1 protein-coding gene is annotated in these 414 nt (G+C 44.2%); it reads left to right on the top strand.

Features of this window, described 5'->3' with window-relative positions; all coding sequences use genetic code 11:
• On the top strand, positions 1–414 hold a 414-nt coding region (locus ACM0OS_RS29045; RefSeq protein WP_414546630.1), incomplete at both ends, for a DUF4912 domain-containing protein.

The following is a 414-nucleotide window of genomic DNA, read 5'->3' as shown; positions in this document are numbered from 1 at the left end:
TGAAACCCCGCAATGCAGAATGGGCTTATGCTACTTGGTTCATTGGTGAAGCCAGTCAACAAGTACTACAATCTTATGGCATCTCTCAACTGGCACTGCGGCTATATGATGTTACTGATGTGGACTTGAGTTATCAAACACCAGTATTTATCCAGCACTATGAATTAGAACCGGGTGCAGTAGAAATCTATGTAGAAATTCCTCAAAGCGAACGCGATTATATTGCCGAAATAGGATATATGACATCAGGCGATCGCTGGGCGACAATTACCCGTTCCCCAAGAGTGCGTGTCTTTAATCTACCAGTGACAGATACCACAGATGAACTGCTACCAGATGTAGATGATGGCAGTAGTCTACAACTGAAACCCCGCAATGCAGAATGGGCTTATGCTACTTGGTTCATTGGTGAAG

The organism is Nostoc sp. CCY0012 (assembly GCF_963920855.1).
Classification (GTDB): Bacteria; Cyanobacteriota; Cyanobacteriia; order Cyanobacteriales; family Nostocaceae; genus Cyanocohniella.
Note: the sequence above shows the minus strand (reverse complement) of the source record. Positions and strands in the feature narration are given on the sequence as shown.